Genomic DNA, 16,186 nt, shown 5'->3' with positions numbered 1-16,186 from the left:
CCTCCAATGGCATTTGAGCTTCACCGAGACAACAACGGCATCATCAGCACAGGCATGGACGGTAATACCATGGATCATCCAGACGCGCTAAGGAGGTGTCCGGTTGTCCGGTGAAAATTGTCCGCGGACACCGTTCTTCCTGGTGAATTGGCTCTGCGTGAGTACTGGCTCACTCTTTGCTTCGCGAGGCTTACGGATCACGGAGGGGTCAATGTCAAGCGAGCGATCAGGCACTTTGGAGGACTCGGCCTGGAGAGGCGTGCCTTGGGACATGCAGAACTACATTTTCTTCTATCTTCGGTCCAGGCACTTTCCGATTACTTTCCGGAATACGAGCCTCATCGCGCAGGCTCTTGCCCGACGTCTTGAAACCGGACCGATAGAGCATCGGGATTTGGAAGTAGCAATTGAGAAAAGCGCCGTCGAGTACCTATTGGACGAAGGGAAGCTCGAGCCGTAACTCATCTGTCACTGCGTCAGCGAGGTCGCGAAGCGCTCGGCCGAGGTCTGACGGTGTTTATGGGTTGGTTCGACCCGCAGGACTCCGTCGAAGTCGACGACGCCGTCAGCACCGTGCGAGAGCACCATCCGGGCCGCATGCTGTTCGTCGAATGCCCCGATCCGGCTCGATAACCAACCTTTCTGAACCCCAGAAACAACAAAGCCCCGCATCGCTGCGGGGCTTCGTCTATAATTGGTGCCCAAGAGAGGACTCGAACCTCCACGGTTTTACCCGCTAGTACCTGAAACTAGTGCGTCTACCAATTCCGCCACCTGGGCAGGTGTCACAGAGCATCGCTGTCCCGTGAGCCGCGTAGATTAGGTAGGTCCGGGAAACTTGTCAACGATTTTGCACACAGGATGTGAAACTATTTCGCATCCACCTTCAAAGGTCCTTACGTGACGAAGAAAAACTCAGGTTCGGGAGCCGATCGCGGTCCCCGTAAACCCAAGGCCAGCCGCCCCGGCAAGGCGCTGGACAAGTATCGTGATCGCCCGGCGGGTTCCGCCGTGGTCGATCCCCATGCCGACCGGGAAGCTGCGCTTTACGACCAGCCCATTCCCAGCCGCGAGGCCATCCTCGCGCTCCTGGACGATCGCGGCGAGCTGCTTTCCGAAGAGAGCATCGCCCACGCCCTGCGCCTGTTCACCGATTACGAGATCAATGCCCTAGGCAAGCGCCTGGGCGCCATGGTCCGTGACGGCCAGCTGCTGCGGAACCGCAAGGGCGACTACGCCCCGGCGCAGAAGCTGAGCCTGATTCCGGGCCGGGTCATCGCCAACGCCGAGGGCTACGGCTTCCTGCGTCCGGACGAGAGCGGGGAAGAAGATCTCTACCTGTCGCCCGCGCAGATGCGCAGCGTGCTCCACGGTGACCGCGTGCTCGCCAGCGTGGTCGGTATCGACCGCCGCGGCCGCCGCCAGGGTGCCATCGTCGAAGTGCTCGAGCGCCGCTCGCCGCGCCTCGTCGGTCGTGTCGTTATCGAAAACGGCGTGACCCTGGTCGAGCCGGACGATCGCCGCCTGCACCAGAACATCATGATCCCCGCGGGTCGCGAAGCCGGTGCCAACTCCGGGGAGATCGTGGTCGTCGAGATCACCGATCCACCGACACCGCACCGCGGTCCGATGGGCACGATCCGCGCCGTCCTCGGCCAGCGCCTGCAGCCGTCGCTGGTCGTCGAGATGGCTATCGCCAGCCACGACCTGCCGCACGAATTTCCGCCGCAGGTGGTCCGCCAGGCCGAAGAAGTCGAGCCGAAGGTCACCTCCGAGGAACGCAAGGGTCGCGTCGATCTTCGCAAGCTTCCGCTGGTCACGATCGACGGTGACGACGCGCGCGACTTCGATGATGCCGTCTACGCGGAGCCGCTGAAAGATGGCGGTTTCCGCCTGGTGGTCGCCATTGCCGACGTCTCGCACTACGTGCCCGTCGGCACGCCGCTGGACGTGGAAGGCTACAACCGCAGCACCTCCACGTACTTCCCCGGCTTTGTTGTCCCCATGCTGCCGGAGACGCTGTCGAACGGTATCTGTTCGCTCATGCCCAAGGTGGAACGCCTGTGCATGGTCTGCGACATGGAGATCGACGAGGAAGGCGAGGTCACGCGTTCGAAGTTCTACGATGCCGTGATGTTCTCGCACGCGCGCCTTACCTATAACAAGGTCTGGCAGGCGGTAGGCGAGCGCAACGCCGATGTGCGTCAGGAAATCTCCGACGTGCTTCCGCATATCGAAGCCCTGCATCGCCTGTACAAAGTGATGGCCAAGGCGCGCAAGCGTCGCGGCGCGATCGATTTCGAAACACCGGAAGTGAAGTTCCGTATCGGTCCGGCGGGTGACGTCGAATCGATGGGCGCATCGGATCGCAACGATGCGCACAAGATGATCGAGGAATGCATGATCGCCGCGAACGTGCAGGCGGCCCGCTACCTCACCAAGCGCAAGATTCCCGCGCTGTATCGCGTGCATGCACCGCCGCCGGCGGAGAAATACGAAGATCTCCTGCGTTTCCTCAAGGAGTTCAAGCTGAAGATGCCGCCGGCGGGCGAAGTCACGCCTGCGGATTTCTCGGCGCTGCTCAAGCGTGTGCACGATCGCCCCGAGGCCGAGCTGATCCAGTCGGTGCTGCTGCGTTCGCAGAGCATGGCTATCTACCATCCGGAGAACCAGGGCCATTTCGGCCTGGCGCTGGATGCGTACGCCCACTTCACTTCGCCGATCCGTCGCTATCCCGATCTGCTCGTGCATCGCGCCATTCGCTATGCGCTGAGCAAGGGCAAGCCGGCCGATTACGTCTACAGCGACACGCAGATGACGGCCATGGCCGTGCATTGTTCGCAGCGTGAGCGTCGTGCCGAAGAGGCCGAGCGCGATGTGGATGAGCGCTTCAAGTGCGCCTGGATGGAGAAGCATGTCGGCGAGGAATTTGCTGGCACCATCACCGGCGTGACCTCGTTCGGTTTGTTCGTCGAACTGTCGGCGTCGCGCGTTTCCGGTCTGGTGCACGTGTCGCAGCTGCCGAACGATTACTACAAGTTCGATCCGATCCGTCACCTGCTCAGTGGCGAGCGCACCGGTTCCACGTATCGTCTCGGCGACTACGTGAGCGTGCAGGTGCTTCGTGCCAGCCTCGAAGACCGCAAGATCGACTTCCGTCTGGTCGCGCGTCTGGCCCAGCTGCCGAAGCCGGCGCCGAAGGTCGAAGTGGCCGCTCCAGTGGCACCAAGCTCGGGCATGGCTAAGGCCGGTAAGGCCATCGGCCGTGCGGCGAAGAAGGCGATGAACAGCATCTTCGGCAAGAAGACCAAGGCTCCGGTTGCGGTCGAAACCCCGGCAGCGCAACATCCGGCCCCCGCGCCGGCATCGCGTCGTCGTGCGGCCGAGCCCGCCGCGAGTGAGCAGCAGTCGTCGAGGCCGCCGCGTCGTCGTAACCCGGCACAGGCGCAAGAGCAGCCTGCCCGTAGCGAGCGGTCGCCACGTGGTGAGCGGTCGGCACGGAGCGAGCAGCCCGCGCGTGGTGGCGAACAGCCCGCACGCACGAGCACCGCTAAGAAGACGGCGGCCAAGAAGACGGCCGTGACGAAGACGCCAAGCCGGCAAGCCCCGGCGACGACTTCGGAAACACCGGCACCGGCCAAGAAATCGGCCAGGCGTCGGACGCGTAAACCCAGGAGCAAGCCAGAAGCATGAGTGAGTCGTGGATCGTAGGAATCAATCCGGTCGAGGGCGCTCTCGCCAACGACCCGGATCGTGTCCGTGAAGTTCTGGTCGAACAGAACTCGAAGAATGCGCGCGTGCTGGAAATCGCCGCGCTGGCTCGCAAGCTCGGCCTGATACTGAAGCCGGTGAGCAAGGAACAGCTGGAGAAGCTCGGCGGCGAAGCTCGCCACCAGGGCGTTATCGCGCTGTACCAGACGCCGCCGTTGAAGGACGAAACGCATCTGCCGCCGCTTCTCGAAGCAGCCGGCGCCGATGCGCTGGTGCTGGTGCTCGATGGCGTGACGGATCCGCATAACCTTGGTGCGTGCCTGCGCAGCGCGGCGGCGGCGAACGTCACCGCTGTCGTGGTCCCGAAGGATCGCGCGGTCGGCATCACGCCCACCGTGCGTCGTGCGTCGGCCGGTGGTGCGGACCTGATCCCGGTCATTGCCGTGACGAATCTGGCGCGTGCCATGCGCATGCTCAAGGACGCCGGCGTGTGGATCACCGGTCTCGATGGCGATACCGATAAGTCGATCTACGACATGGACCTGAAGGGTCCGGTCGCCCTGGTCATGGGTAGCGAAGGCGACGGCATGCGCCGTCTCACGCGCGACACCTGCGACTTCGTGGCGAAGATCCCGATGCCCGGCGGCATGGAGAGCCTTAATGTCTCCGTTGCCACCGGCGTCGTTCTGTTCGAGGCATTGAGGCAGCGGGGAGCGAAGCGATGAGCAGCTTGCTGTGGCATGACTGGGCCGGCCTGGTCGGCGTGGCACTGGTGTTGATCGCGTTCCTGCTGCTCCAGGCGCACAAGCTGTCGGGACAGGGTTATACCTACCAGGTGATGAACCTGGTGGGCGCCTTCGGCATCCTGCTCTCGTTGATCTTCGGCATGTTCAATCTGCCGGCGTTCCTGCAGGAAATGGCCTGGTTCCTGATCAGCGTCTACGGCATCGTCCGTGGCGTGCGGGCACGCAGGGCGGCCGTGATCACGCCCGATACGCTGCCCTGACGTAGCCGTAAAGGCGTCGGGTCAGCGAGGGGTTACACACGCTCCGTATAATGGTGGCAGATCGGCGCAAGGCCGGTCTGCCCGTGGGGACGACCCCATGGCGCGCAACATCTCCGCGGGGACGACCCCGCTTCTGCGGAGCCACACCATGTACTGGTTCGTGCTTGTTCTGGCAGGTCTCTTTGAGATCGCCTGGGCCGTTGGCCTGAAATATACCGAGGGCTTTACGAAGCTCATTCCCAGCGTCCTGACGGGCGCGGCCATGCTGGTCAGCATCGTGTTGCTGGCGTACGCGACGAAGAAGCTGCCGTTGGGTACCGCTTATGCGGTGTGGACGGGTATCGGCGCCGTCGGTGCCGTCACGCTTGGGATCATCCTGTTCGGCGAGTCCGCGCAGCCATTGCGGCTGCTTTGCGTGGGGTTGATCGTGGCGGGGATTCTGGGGTTGAAGTTGACTGCCTGATCGTGGCACGAGCATCGCCGCTGAAGCGGCTCCCACATACGGCGGTACATGTGGGAGCCGAGCATCGCCGCTGAAGCGGCTCCCACATACGGCGGTACATGTGGGAGCCGGCTACGCCGGCGATGCTCTTTGTGGGAGCCGCTTCAGCGACGACGCTCTTTTGTGGGAGCCGCTTCAGCGGCGATGGGTGCTCGCGCCACCCCATCGGCCGTCGCGCCACTCCAACACCAAATCAAAACTCCGGATTCGCCGTCGTATCCTTCTTGATGCGCGGCGCCACCAGCGGCTCGCCGTTAACAACAAACCACACGTTCTCAGCGATGTTCGTCGCGTGATCACCGATGCGCTCAATGTTCTTCGCCATGAACAGCAGATGCGTGCACGGCGTGATATTGCGCGGATCTTCCATCATGTAGGTAAGCAGGGCGCGGAAGACCAGGGTGTATTCCTCGTCCAGGCGCGCATCCGCCTTCCATACTTCGTAGGCGGCCTCGGCGTCCTGCTCGTGATACGCCTTGAGCACGTCACGCAGTTCCTCGATGGCGAGTTCGGCGAGGTTCGCCAGGCCGCCGACGACGGCGATAGGTGCCACGCGGCTGAGCGGAATGGAGCGCTTCGCCACGTTGGCGGCGTAGTCGCCGATGCGTTCGATGTCGGCAGCGATACGCAGCGCGGCGAACACACTACGCAGGTCGCCGGCGATCGGTGCGCGCAGGGCGAGCAGGCGGACCACGTCCTGGCTGATTTCCTGCTCGAGCGCGTCGATGGCTTCGTCGTTGTCGACGACGCGCTGGGCAGCGCGCTCGTCACGACGCTGGACCACGTCAATGGCGGCTTCGAGCTGGGCAACGGCGAGCTCGCCCATCTTGACGATTTCGCCGGTGAGGCGCTTCAGTTCGTCGTCGTAGCTCTTGATGATGTGCTGGTGCGGAGTGTTCATCGCATGCCTCGTAAGGGGGGCTTAGCCGAAACGGCCGGTGATGTAGTCTTCGGTCTGCTTTTTGTTCGGCTTGGTGAAGATCTTCTCGGTCCGGTCGAACTCGATCAGCTCACCCATGTACATGAAGGCGGTCATGTCCGAGCAGCGTGCGGCCTGCTGCATATTGTGGGTGACGATGACGATGGTGAACTGGCTTTTCAGCTCTTCCACCAGCTGCTCGATACGACTGGTTGCGATCGGGTCGAGTGCCGAGGTCGGCTCATCGAGAAGCAGCACTTCCGGCTTAAGCGCGATACCGCGGGCGATGCACAGACGCTGCTGCTGGCCACCGGAGAGGCCGAGCGCGCTCTGCTTGAGCTTGTCCTTCACTTCGTCCCACAGCGCGGCGCCACGCAATGCCTGCTCCACGCGGCCTTCCATGTCCGTGCGGTTGAGCTTTTCGTGATGGCGGATGCCGTAGGCCACGTTCTCGAAGATGGTCATCGGGAACGGCACGGGCTTCTGGAACACCATGCCGACCTTGCTGCGCAGGCGGTTGAGCGAGTACTTCGGGTCGAGGATGTTCTCGCCGTCGAGCACGATTTCACCGCTGGCGCGCAGGCTCGGGTAGATCGCGTAGATGCGGTTGAAGATGCGCAGCAGGGTGGACTTGCCGCAGCCGGACGGACCGATGATGGCGGTGACCTTCTTCTCCGGCACGTCCATCGCGATGTTCTTCAACGCGTGGAACTCGCCGTAATGGAAGTTCAGATCGCGCACGGTCATCTTCGCCGGCACCTGGCCAAGATCGACTCCGGACTCATGCGGCGAGGTGCCGAAACCCGGTTTGGAGGCGACTTCGTTCATGTTAGTCATGGGACACCTTGGAGCGCGAGAAGACAAAGCGGGCGAGAAGGCTGAGCGCCAGCACGAACATGGTCAGGACGAATGCACCGGCCCAGGCCAGGGTGTTGATGTCCGGGCTCGGGTCCTTCGTGTATTCGTAGATGACCTGCGGCAGGCTCGGCATCTTGTCGATCGGGTTGAAGGTCATGAAGTTGTTGCCGAACGCCGTGAACAGCAGCGGTGCTGTTTCGCCGCTGATGCGGGCGAGGGCGAGCAGCACACCGGTCACGATGCCCGAGCGCGCGGCGCGGATCAGAATCTGCACAGTGAGCTTCCACTGCGGTACGCCGAGCGACAGCGCGGCCTCGCGCAACGTACCCGGCACCAGGCGCAACATTTCGTCGGTGGTGCGGACGATGACGGGCAGGGCGATCAGGGCCAGCGCGATGCCACCGGCGATACCGGAGAACGTCACGTCACCGTTCGTCAGCCACTTCGAGGGCAACACGATGATGGTGTAAACGAACAGGCCCAACACGATCGACGGTGCGGACAGCAGGATGTCGTTGAGGAAACGGATGGTGGGTCCGAGGCGCGAACGACGCGAGTATTCCGCCAGCCAAGTGCCCGCCATCACACCGATCGGCGTGGCGATGGCGATACCGAGGACGTTGAGGATCAGGCTGCCGACCATGGCGTTGGCCAGGCCGCCTTCCTCGCGGTAGGCGGTGATCTTGGTGAACAGCGCAGGCTTGAGGCCGGCAATGCCCTGGCTCAGCGTCTCCCAGAGAATCCAGGCGAGAAAGAGCAGGCCGATGCAGGTGGCGACGACACTCAGGATCATCGCGAGGATGTTCTTGATGCGGCGCGTGGTGTACAGCGAGGCGGACATCAGGAGCCTTCCTTCTGAGCCAGGCGGCGAAGCATGAGGCGGGCGATCATCAGCACGATGAAGGTCACCACGAAGAGGAGGAAGGCGATCGCCATCAGCGCCGACTTCTGCAGGCCTTCGGCCTCACCGAACTGGTTGGCGATGGTGGAGGCGATGGAGCTTCCGGTCTCGAGGATCGACGGGGTGAACTTGAACGTGTTGCCGAGCACGAAGGCCACGGCCATGGTCTCGCCCAGGGCGCGGCCCAGACCGAGGAAGATGCCGCCGATCACGGCCGTGCGGGTGTACGGCACGACGATGTCCCAGACCACTTCCCACGTGCTGGAGCCCAGCGCATACGCGGACTCCTTCAGGCGGGTGGGCACGGTCTGGAAGACTTCGCGCATCACCGAGGAAATGAACGGGATGATCATGACCGCGAGTACCAGGCCGGCGGTCAGGACGCCTGCGCCGAAGAACGGGTATTCGCTGGAGAAGAACTTCGCGATGAAGGGCACATGCTGCACCAGCCACGAGACCTGGCCATCCGGCGGGTCCAGGCTGAGGTTGTTCATCAGCCACGGCTTGATGTGCGCGGCGACGAACGGGGCGAAGATGAAGAGGCCCCACATGCCGTAGATGATCGACGGGATACCGGCGAGCAGTTCGATGGCGGAGCTGACCGGACCGCGCAACCAGCCGGGCGCGATCTCGGTAAGAAAGAGGGCGATGCCGAAGCTGACAGGCACGGCGAAGATGAGTGCGATGAGTGCGGTGGTCACGGTGCCCATGACCGGCACGAGCGCACCGTAACGGTTGTTGCTCGGATCCCACTCGGCACTGGTCAGGAAGCCCCAGCCGAAGGTGGCGAACGCATCACGGCCCAGCCACAGGGTCGACGCGGCGGCGCCGATCAGGGACACCAGGACGATCAGTGCGCAGGCCTTGAGCAGCCCTCCGAACAGGCGGTCGTTGCGCGTATCCCTCGCGTTGCGCGCCGCTTCCTCCGCACGGGCGGTGGTTGGAGCGTTGCTGCTGACGGTCGCATGCATGATGAGTGCGTTTCCCCGAGCCTATGCAAAAGTGTGGGTCGCCGCTCCCTGGGGAGCGGCGACCCGGTTTCCTACTCTGGGCCGCTTATGTGTCAGCCGGCCTGTCGAGAAAGGATCAGTTCTTGTACTCGGCTGCCCAGTAGGCTTCGATCTGCTTGACCAGCGTATCCGGCAGGGCGACGTAGTCGAGCGAAGCGGCCTGCGACTGGCCGTTCTCCATGGACCACTTGAAGAAGTCGAAGGCGACCTTGGTGTGCGAGGCGTTCTTGGACTTCTTGTACATGATGATCCAGGTCGTCGCCGTGATCGGCCATGCCTGGTCGCCCGGGGCATTGGTCATGATCAGGTTGAAGTCCTTGGCGCTCTTCCAGTCAGCCGTCGAAGCAGCAGCGGCGAAGGTGACGGCGCTCGGCTCGATCCACTTACCGGCGGCGTTCTGCAGCTGGGTGTAAGCGATCGCGTTCTTCTTCGCGTAGGCGTATTCGACGTAACCGATCGAGCCCGGGATCTGGCGAACGTACTGCGAAACGCCTTCGTTACCCTTGCCGCCGACGCCGGCCGGCCATTCGACGGCCGTGCCGAACTTGACCTTGGACGCCCACTCCGGGCTGACCTTGGACAGGTAGTTGGTGAAGTTGAACGAGGTGCCCGAACCGTCCGAACGATGCACGACGGTGACCTTGACGTCCGGAAGCTTCACACCCGGGTTGAGGGCGGCGACGCGCGGATCGCTCCAGCGGGCGATCTTGCCGAGGTAGATGTCGGCGAGGAGGGCGCCGTCCAGCTTGAGCTGGCCAGCGGCCACGCCCTGCAGGTTGACGATGGGAACGATGCCACCGACCACGGCCGGGAACTGGCCCAGGCCGAACTTGGTGAGGTCTTCGGCGCTCATCGGGGCGTCGGACGCGCCGAAGTCGATGGTGCCTTCCTTGATCTGGGCGATACCTGCACCCGAACCGACGGACTGGTAGTTCAGCTTATTGCCCGTCTTCTCGGCGTACGTGGCGGACCACTTGGAGAGAACGGGGTAAACGAAGCTCGAGCCAGCGCCGGTGATGTCGGTGGCCTGAGCGGACATGCCGAACAGCGAAGCAGCGACCAACGCGGCGATGCGGAGTTTGCGTGTGAACACGGAGTAGTCCTCGGAAGAATGAGTGTCAGGCGGAGCCCGCCTGGGGCTGTATTCCAGCCCTGCCGTGTTGCAATGAGACGTACTGAATGTTTCAAACCGATGACAGCAGCCTTTTCGCTGTCATATTCAGGAACTTACGAAACGTCTCAAACCGCGATCGGGGTGGTCTGATCGCGCTCGAAGAGCTCCAGACGGCGCCAGCGGTTCACGATTTCGCAGAACAGCTCCGCCGTGCGCTCGGCATCGTAGATAGCCGAATGGGCTTCGCGGCTGTCGAAAGGGATGCCGGCCGCCATGACGGCCTTGCTCAATACCGTCTGCCCGTAGGCCAGGCCACCGAGGGTGGCGGTGTCGAAGCAGCTGAAGGGGTGGAACGGGTTGCGCTTATGGCCGACCCGTCGCACCGCCGCATTAAGGAAAGCGAGGTCGAAGGCGGCGTTATGGCCGACCAGCACGGCGCGCTGGCACTCGGCGGCCTTCACGGCCTCGCGCACGGCATTGAAGATATGGTCCAGCGCCTGGCGCTCGGGCAGGGCGCCACGGAACGGGTGGTCCGGGTCGATGCCGGTGATTTCCAGCGAGCGCGGGTCGATGTTGGCGCCCGGGAAGGGTTCCACGTTGGCTGCCACGGCCGGCTGCGGCACGAGAAGCCCGGAGGGCTCCATCTTGACCGCGACCACGGCGATTTCCAGGAGCGCATCCCGTTCGGAGTCGAAACCGCCGGTCTCGACATCCACGATCACGGGAAGGAACCCCCTGAACCGCCCGGCCATCGCCGTAGCGGTGCTGTTACTCGTCGTATCCATGCCGTGAAGGATATCAGCCCGGGCCGCTATGAGGCGCTTACGTTAAGCGGATGTGCTCGTGTCTCCGATCTGTAACAAAAAAGGCATGGAACGGTAAAGCCGGCGGCTCATCCTTCGCGCCGTTGGCCCCGCTTGAGGTTTTTCGGACAGAAAGATCTCAGGAGGGGGACAGGGGAAAACACTTAATCCATACCTAGCGGAGAAATCCCATGCGTTCCAAGTTGCTCACGGTGGCCATTGCCGCCGGTCTGGGCGTGACGAGCTTCTCGGCCCTTGCCGCGACTTCCAAGTCGTCGCAGCAGCCGGCTCGTGTCACGGTCGACGCCGCCACCCTTCAGCAGCTGCAGGCGCAGCTCGCCGCGCTGCAGGCACAGGTCGCCGACCTCCAGTCCAAGCAGGAAGCGCAGGCTGATGCTCAGGTCGAAACGGCCAAGGCCGTCAACGACGTCCAGGTCGCCGCTACCAAGCCGACCGAAGATCTCTCGAAGAAGCTCGATGCGCTGAACAAGATCGTCGACAACACGAAGATCGGCGGCACGATGTTCTTCGACGCGACCAACCAGTCGCACGACGAGAAGGTTGGCGCCGGCGCCAACACGAAGAAGGACGGCCATGGTTCGACCAATGGCACCGGCTTCGACGTCAAGCGCTTCTACCTGACCGTCGACCACAAGTTCAACGACACCTGGTCGGCGAACCTGACCACCGACTTCAGCTATCAGTCGGCCATCGCGTCCACCAGCCTGTTCGTCAAGAAAGCCTATGTGCAGGGCAAGTTCGATCCGCTCTTCACGGTCCGCTTCGGTGCGGCTGACATGCCCTGGATCCCGTTCGTCGAGAAGTGGTACGGCTACCGCTACGTCGAGAACACCATCACCGACCGTTCGTTCGAAGGTGGTCGTAGTGGTGGTACCGCAACCGCCGGCGGCGTCGGCGCGTTCGGCAACTCGTCCGACTGGGGTGTCCACGCTCTTGGCGCGACGACCGGCGACAACTCGGTCAACTACCAGGTGTCCGTGGTCAACGGCCGCGGCTACCGCAACCTGAGCCGCTCGAACAGCGTCGATACGGAAGCCCGCTTCGGTTACTCGCCGATCGAGCAGATGGTCATCGCTGTCGGTGGTTACTCCGGCAAGCGCGGCAACGACGTCGAGAATGGCGCTCCGACCCGTACGGCGACTCGTGGCGACGCCCTGGTGGCCTGGCGCGACTCGACCTGGGGCGCCGGTGTGGAATATTTCCACTCCTCGAACTGGGACGACATCCTGAAGTACGCCGGCACCGGCCCAGGCGTGGGCGCTGCGGCGAACACGACCAAGGACAAGGCCGACGGTTACTCGGCCTGGGCTGACTGGCACTTCTACGACCAGTGGGCTGTCTTCGCTCGCTACGACAACCTGGACTACAAGTACAACAACCTTCTCCAGGTTCAGGAAAAGATCAAGGACAAGTACTACAACGCCGGCGTCTCGTACGACGTGCTGAAGAATCTGAAGCTGGCGCTCGTCTACAAGCACAACAAGCTGGACGGCCCGTTTGCAACCCCGTACCACTACAAGACGAACGAAGTGGGTTTCTGGGGCATGCTGAGCTTCTAACGAGCATCGGAACGGAGTTCTTCTCAAGGACGAAACGGCGGCGGGCGAAAGCCCGCCGTTTTTTTTGTTTTTCCCGTGCCTCGGAGCCTCTCGCTGCGAATCGTCTCAGTGCTGCGCACCCCATCCGGACGTCCAAATACTGAACCGGCAGCGCACTATTTCGTCTTTTTCAACGCCGCTGTGCCTTGTCTCCCAACGTCTTCCGCCCCGCAATGGGGTGAAGTCTGAATCTGCTGCACCGCCGCACTTGCGATTGTCATGATGCCTCGCGTAGGTTCGGCTCCATGGTTACGTCGATGACATCTTCCCTGCGCCGCTTCGCGAGCACGATTTTCGTGTTTCTCGCGTTGTTCGTCGCATGCATGGGTGTCCAGGCGTTCCCGTGCGACCGCGACACGGATCACGATGGTCTGGTCGAACACGTCGCGCTGGTTGCCGACGACGGCACCCAGTCGATCGATGACGAAACGCTGCCTTCGCTCGAAGACAACAGCGGTGGACTCGACGACACCTTCGATGTTCCGACGGAGCACGCGCTCGCCGTGCCGCGCCTGACGACGGCTGGCCATCCCAATGTGGCCCCGGCGCCGCACGCGCATCACCCCAGCCTCGATCTGCGCCCTCCCATCGCCTGATCGACGCCTGCGTGCGCTTCCTGCGCGCGCCCTGTTGTACCCAAACCCTATCCCTGCGCGTCGGCAAGAGCCGGCCGCCAGCGAGCGTGTCTGCTCGCCACCTTATCCTCGCCAAAGAGAGAGAATCACCATGGAACGTCTCATCCAGGGTTTCGAAGAATTTCGTCGTGACATGACCTCGGAGCACCGCGAACTGTTCGCGCGCCTTGCTTCGGGCCAGACGCCGCACACCATGTTCATCACCTGTGCGGACTCGCGCATCATGCCGGAGCTGATGTTCAACGCTCAGCCGGGCGACCTCTTCGTCTACCGCAACGTAGGCAACATCGTGCCGCCGTACGCGCAACACGTAAGCGGTGTCGTCGCAGCCATCGAGTACGCCGTGACCGCGCTGAACGTCCAGCACATCGTCATCTGCGGTCATTCCGACTGCGGTGCCATGAAGGCCCTGCAGAATCCGGCCGCGCTCAAGGGCAAACCCTCCGTCGAGCAGTGGCTGAAGCATGCCGATGTCGCGCGCTACGTGGTCGAGAAGAATCGTCCCACTATCCACGGCACGGAAGGCCTGCGCTACCTCACCGAGGAGAACGTGGTCGGCCAGCTCGAAAACATGCGTACGTTGCCGGCCGTCGCCGCCGCGATGGCCAACGGCAGCCTGCGAATCCATGGCTGGATCTACGATATCGCCAACACGGAGATCACCGCCTTCGACCCGCTCGAAGGACGCTTCCGTCCGCTGGATTCGCGTGACGCCAACGTGCCGGATGCCACCCCGCACGCGCGTTTCTCGACCCCGCTGCCGATCGCGTCTGCCGCTTAATCAGGAAGATATACATGCGCGCCTATTTTTCCCAGGGCCTGTTTGGCCGCGACCTCCTCGGATCGGTGGTCGTTTTTCTTGTCGCTCTGCCGTTGTGCATGGGTATCGCGATCGCGTCGGGCATGCCGGCCAGCGCGGGACTGATCTCCGGCATCGTCGGTGGCCTCATCGTCGGAGCCATCGCCGGATCGCCGCTGCAGGTCAGTGGGCCGGCGGCGGGGCTCGCGGTCCTGGTATTCGAACTGGTGCGTGAGCACGGCGTGGCTGCCCTCGGTCCCGTCGTGCTCCTGGCTGGCTTGATTCAGGTCGCCGCCGGCCTGTGTAAGGTCGGTGTCTGGTTCCGGATGACCTCGCCGGCCGTCGTGGCCGGCATGTTGTCGGGTATCGGCATCCTCATCGTTGCGTCGCAGTCGCATGTGCTACTCGATGCCATCCCCAAGGCTCGTGGTCTCGAGAACTTTGCGGCGCTTCCGGCGGCCGCGTGGGAATCGGTTACTGGCGCCGCAGAAGGACAGGCGCCCGCAGCCTTGCTGATCGGCATCGGCACCATTGCCATCATGCTGTTCTGGGAGAAGCTGCGGCCGGCGAAGCTTCGCTCTGTTCCGGGCGCCTTGCTGGCCGTGGTCGCCATGACACTGACGGCGCAGCTCGGCGGCTTCGACGTGAAGCGCGTGGATGTCCCGGCCAATCTGTTCGAGGCCGTGCACCTGCCGAGCATGGGCAGCCTGTTCGGCCTCTTCGATTCGTCGCTTTTGATCGCGGCCGTCACGTTCGCCTTTATCGCCAGTGCGGAGACGCTGCTCTCGGCAGCGGCGGTCGATCGCATGCACAACGGCGTCCGCACGAACTACGATCGTGAGCTGACTGCACAGGGCGTCGGCAACATGATCTGCGGTGTTCTCGGCGCGTTGCCGATGACTGGCGTGATCGTGCGCAGCGCGGCCAACGTGCAGGCGGGCTCCGCCACGCGCATGGCGGCGATCATGCACGGCGCCTGGCTGTTGGCCTTCGTCATGCTGCTACCGTGGCTGATGCGGATGACCCCGGTGTCGTGCCTCGCAGGCATCCTCGTCTATACCGGTGTGAAGATGGTCAACCCGAAGCAGATCAAGGATCTGGCGGCTTACGGCAAGGGTACGGCGGCGGTGTATGTCGCGACCACGGTGGCCATCGTCGCTACCGATCTGCTCACCGGTGTGATCGTCGGTTTCGGCCTGTCGCTGTTCCGCCTGGCGCTGCTGTCGTCGAAGATGCGCATGGATGTCGAACATCATGACGAACCAGGCAAGGCCACGCTGCACATGGAGGGCTCGGCAACGTTCCTGAAGGTGCCGAGCATGGCGCGCACGCTTGCTACGGTGCCGCCGAATACCCGCCTGAGCGTGGTGATGGATCGCTTGCAGCACGTGGATCAGGCGTCGCTGGAACTTCTGCGCGAGTGGGGGCAGAACGCGTCCAAGCGCGGCTGCGAACTCGTCGTCGACTGGCAGGAACTCAACCGGCGTGTGGAGGGTTCCCGACAAGCGGCCTGATGGAGGGCAGCGTGACTGTGGGAGCCGCTTCAGCGGCGAATGGGTGCTTGCCGCAACCTGGCCCGCTGCCGCGGGATCGCCGGCATAGCCGGCTCCCACATTCGCCGGCATAGCCGGCTCCCACATTCGCCGGCAAAGCCGGCTCCGACAGGAGCAAAACAAAACCGGCCTCAGGCCGGTTTTGTTTTGTGCTTGTAAGCGCAGAGATCGATGATCGCGCAGTTCGGACACTCGGGCTTGCGCGCCTTGCACACGTAACGGCCGTGCAGGATCAGCCAGTGATGCGCGTCCTGGATAAATTCCTTCGGGATCACCTTCTCCAGCTTGTCCTCCACCTTGCGCACGTCGGCGCCGGGTGCGAGGCCGGTGCGATTGGCGACGCGGAAGATATGCGTGTCGACCGCGATGGTCGGCTGACCGAACGCGGTGTTGAGGACCACGTTGGCGGTCTTTCGTCCCACGCCCGGCAGCTCTTCGAGGGCCTCGCGCGACGGTGGAACCTCCCCGTCATAACGGTCGACCAGGATCTGGCTCATGGCGATGAGGTTCTTCGCCTTGTTGTTATAGAGCCCGATGCTGCTGATATACGTCTTGAGCTTGTCCAGCCCGAGATCCAGGATCTTCTGCGCTGTGTTCGCCACGGGGAAGAGTTTCCGCGTGGCCTTGTTCACGCCGACGTCGGTGGCCTGTGCCGACAACGCAACGGCGGAGAGCAATTCAAAAGGCGTCGTGTACTCGAGTTCGGTTTTCGGATGCGGATTCAGCTCGCGGAGGCGGCTGAACATCTCGACTATG

General features: G+C 63.1%; 16 protein-coding genes and 1 tRNA gene. 8 read left to right on the top strand and 9 right to left on the bottom strand.

The genetic code is table 11. The features are described 5' to 3' along the window. Positions 1–468: 468 nt before the first annotated feature. Together ACVWWJ_RS15765 and ACVWWJ_RS15760 are read right to left on the bottom strand one after the other, a co-directional pair. Positions 469–705, bottom strand: a complete 237-nt coding sequence (locus ACVWWJ_RS15765) for a hypothetical protein (protein WP_456968626.1) — start codon at positions 703–705, stop codon at positions 469–471. Next, positions 696–780 (bottom strand) — tRNA-Leu (locus ACVWWJ_RS15760). Before ACVWWJ_RS15760 ends, ACVWWJ_RS15765 begins: the two co-directional genes overlap by 10 nt. A 120-nt stretch (positions 781–900) precedes the next feature. Here ACVWWJ_RS15760 and rnr point away from each other — a divergent pair. The 4 genes from rnr to sugE all read left to right on the top strand — a co-directional run bounded on the left by rnr (position 901) and on the right by sugE (position 5,180). After that, positions 901–3,693, top strand: a complete 2,793-nt coding sequence (gene rnr / locus ACVWWJ_RS15755) for a ribonuclease R (RefSeq protein WP_456968625.1) — start codon at positions 901–903, stop codon at positions 3,691–3,693. Beyond that, positions 3,690–4,436 carry a 23S rRNA (guanosine(2251)-2'-O)-methyltransferase RlmB gene (gene rlmB, locus ACVWWJ_RS15750; protein ID WP_456968624.1) on the top strand — a complete coding sequence of 249 codons (747 nt, stop codon included), beginning with the start codon at positions 3,690–3,692 and terminating at the stop codon, positions 4,434–4,436. The genes rnr and rlmB overlap by 4 nt, the downstream gene beginning before the upstream one ends. Then, positions 4,433–4,717, top strand: a complete 285-nt coding sequence (locus tag ACVWWJ_RS15745; protein WP_159896236.1) for a CBU_0592 family membrane protein — start codon at positions 4,433–4,435, stop codon at positions 4,715–4,717. The genes rlmB and ACVWWJ_RS15745 overlap by 4 nt, the downstream gene beginning before the upstream one ends. 148 nt (positions 4,718–4,865) lie before the next feature. Continuing rightward, on the top strand, positions 4,866–5,180 hold the full coding sequence (gene sugE / locus ACVWWJ_RS15740) for a quaternary ammonium compound efflux SMR transporter SugE (protein ID WP_456969722.1): 315 nt from the start codon (positions 4,866–4,868) through the stop codon (positions 5,178–5,180). Between the two features lie 232 nt (positions 5,181–5,412). Here sugE and phoU read toward each other — a convergent pair whose 3' ends face one another. The 6 genes from phoU to rnt form a co-directional block, all read right to left on the bottom strand. Next, complete coding sequence (gene phoU, locus ACVWWJ_RS15735) at positions 5,413–6,120, bottom strand: phosphate signaling complex protein PhoU (RefSeq protein WP_456968623.1); 708 nt, start codon at positions 6,118–6,120, stop codon at positions 5,413–5,415. Positions 6,121–6,141: 21 nt separating this feature from the next. Beyond that, positions 6,142–6,966 (bottom strand): phosphate ABC transporter ATP-binding protein PstB, encoded by an 825-nt coding sequence (pstB, locus tag ACVWWJ_RS15730; RefSeq protein ID WP_200851784.1) that lies wholly within the window; start codon positions 6,964–6,966, stop codon positions 6,142–6,144. A gap of 1 nt (position 6,967) precedes the next feature. Further along, positions 6,968–7,837, bottom strand: coding sequence for a phosphate ABC transporter permease PstA (gene pstA / locus ACVWWJ_RS15725; RefSeq protein ID WP_159893862.1), 870 nt, complete (start codon positions 7,835–7,837; stop codon positions 6,968–6,970). Further along, positions 7,837–8,868, bottom strand: a complete 1,032-nt coding sequence (gene pstC, locus ACVWWJ_RS15720; protein ID WP_159893864.1) for a phosphate ABC transporter permease subunit PstC — start codon at positions 8,866–8,868, stop codon at positions 7,837–7,839. Before pstC ends, pstA begins: the two co-directional genes overlap by 1 nt. Before the next feature lie 115 nt (positions 8,869–8,983). Beyond that, positions 8,984–10,000, bottom strand: coding sequence for a phosphate ABC transporter substrate-binding protein PstS (gene pstS / locus ACVWWJ_RS15715; protein WP_159893866.1), 1,017 nt, complete (start codon positions 9,998–10,000; stop codon positions 8,984–8,986). Between the two features lie 146 nt (positions 10,001–10,146). Then, complete coding sequence (gene rnt, locus ACVWWJ_RS15710) at positions 10,147–10,806, bottom strand: ribonuclease T (RefSeq protein ID WP_159893868.1); 660 nt, start codon at positions 10,804–10,806, stop codon at positions 10,147–10,149. A 209-nt stretch (positions 10,807–11,015) separates the two neighbouring features. On the opposite strand from rnt, the gene ACVWWJ_RS15705 reads away from it, so the two are divergent. The 4 genes from ACVWWJ_RS15705 to ACVWWJ_RS15690 all read left to right on the top strand — a co-directional run bounded on the left by ACVWWJ_RS15705 (position 11,016) and on the right by ACVWWJ_RS15690 (position 15,391). After that, a complete protein-coding gene (locus ACVWWJ_RS15705) occupies positions 11,016–12,404 on the top strand; it encodes a porin (RefSeq protein ID WP_456968622.1) in 1,389 nt (462 codons plus the stop codon). Positions 12,405–12,700: 296 nt separating this feature from the next. Beyond that, positions 12,701–13,039, top strand: a complete 339-nt coding sequence (locus ACVWWJ_RS15700) for a hypothetical protein (RefSeq protein WP_159893872.1) — start codon at positions 12,701–12,703, stop codon at positions 13,037–13,039. A gap of 130 nt (positions 13,040–13,169) precedes the next feature. Then, complete coding sequence (locus ACVWWJ_RS15695) at positions 13,170–13,859, top strand: carbonic anhydrase (protein ID WP_159893874.1); 690 nt, start codon at positions 13,170–13,172, stop codon at positions 13,857–13,859. A 14-nt stretch (positions 13,860–13,873) separates the two neighbouring features. Then, entirely contained in the window at positions 13,874–15,391 is a 1,518-nt protein-coding gene (locus ACVWWJ_RS15690; RefSeq protein WP_456968619.1) for a SulP family inorganic anion transporter, read from the top strand. Between the two features lie 170 nt (positions 15,392–15,561). Here ACVWWJ_RS15690 and nth read toward each other — a convergent pair whose 3' ends face one another. Next, entirely contained in the window at positions 15,562–16,176 is a 615-nt protein-coding gene (gene nth / locus ACVWWJ_RS15685; protein WP_456969721.1) for an endonuclease III, read from the bottom strand. Positions 16,177–16,186: the final 10 nt, after the last annotated feature.

This window comes from Luteibacter sp. HA06 (assembly GCF_054061215.1).
The sequence above is the reverse complement of the archived record's forward strand: the minus strand, read 5'-3'. Positions and strand labels throughout refer to the sequence as shown.

What these genes read in the sequence shown, in the direction of transcription:
- rlmB (WP_456968624.1), top strand. Translation starts at nt 3,690, where the DNA reads ATGAGTGAGTCGTGGATCGTAGGAATCAATCCGGTCGAGGGCGCTCTC.
- ACVWWJ_RS15745 (WP_159896236.1), top strand. Translation starts at nt 4,433, where the DNA reads ATGAGCAGCTTGCTGTGGCATGACTGGGCCGGCCTGGTCGGCGTGGCA.
- sugE (WP_456969722.1), top strand. Translation starts at nt 4,866, where the DNA reads ATGTACTGGTTCGTGCTTGTTCTGGCAGGTCTCTTTGAGATCGCCTGG.
- phoU (WP_456968623.1), bottom strand. Translation starts at nt 6,120, where the DNA reads ATGAACACTCCGCACCAGCACATCATCAAGAGCTACGACGACGAACTG.
- pstB (WP_200851784.1), bottom strand. Translation starts at nt 6,966, where the DNA reads ATGAACGAAGTCGCCTCCAAACCGGGTTTCGGCACCTCGCCGCATGAG.
- pstA (WP_159893862.1), bottom strand. Translation starts at nt 7,837, where the DNA reads ATGTCCGCCTCGCTGTACACCACGCGCCGCATCAAGAACATCCTCGCG.
- pstC (WP_159893864.1), bottom strand. Translation starts at nt 8,868, where the DNA reads ATGCATGCGACCGTCAGCAGCAACGCTCCAACCACCGCCCGTGCGGAG.
- rnt (WP_159893868.1), bottom strand. Translation starts at nt 10,806, where the DNA reads ATGGATACGACGAGTAACAGCACCGCTACGGCGATGGCCGGGCGGTTC.
- ACVWWJ_RS15705 (WP_456968622.1), top strand. Translation starts at nt 11,016, where the DNA reads ATGCGTTCCAAGTTGCTCACGGTGGCCATTGCCGCCGGTCTGGGCGTG.
- ACVWWJ_RS15700 (WP_159893872.1), top strand. Translation starts at nt 12,701, where the DNA reads ATGACATCTTCCCTGCGCCGCTTCGCGAGCACGATTTTCGTGTTTCTC.
- ACVWWJ_RS15695 (WP_159893874.1), top strand. Translation starts at nt 13,170, where the DNA reads ATGGAACGTCTCATCCAGGGTTTCGAAGAATTTCGTCGTGACATGACC.
- ACVWWJ_RS15690 (WP_456968619.1), top strand. Translation starts at nt 13,874, where the DNA reads ATGCGCGCCTATTTTTCCCAGGGCCTGTTTGGCCGCGACCTCCTCGGA.
- nth (WP_456969721.1), bottom strand. Translation starts at nt 16,176, where the DNA reads ATGTTCAGCCGCCTCCGCGAGCTGAATCCGCATCCGAAAACCGAACTC.